Source organism: Citrobacter sp. wls619 (genome assembly GCF_005281345.1).
In the GTDB taxonomy this organism is placed as follows: domain Bacteria; phylum Pseudomonadota; class Gammaproteobacteria; order Enterobacterales; family Enterobacteriaceae; genus Citrobacter.
The window spans coordinates 1-282 of sequence record NZ_SZXJ01000094.1; the positions used below are offsets into that span (position 1 = coordinate 1).

The following is a 282-nucleotide window of genomic DNA, read 5'->3' on the forward strand; positions in this document are numbered from 1 at the left end:
ACGAAAGGCTGCGTAAAACCGTTGTATCCCTGCACAGGATAAGATTCAAAGCTGGAGTTATAGCTTTTATCCATACACTTTTCAGAGCGGTAAAGAACCTGCATCGGCATTAGAGTGATGCCCTCTGGCATCCGGAATGACACGCTGACACGTCGGGCATTATCAGGAGGGGAAAGCGTCTGATCTGTGTTATCTCCGCAACCGTAAAGTGGTGCGATAGTTAACATAGTAACGGTAGTTCTCTTAAAATAATTCAACGCTTTCCTCCGTTACAGCTGCGAA

The 282-nt window shown here is 46.1% G+C and carries 1 pseudogene; it reads right to left on the reverse strand.

The window, feature by feature from the left end:
• A pseudogene (locus FDX19_RS25350) lies at positions 1-227 on the reverse strand (hypothetical protein); the annotation flags it as partial.
• Between the last annotated feature and the right edge of the window lie 55 nt (positions 228-282).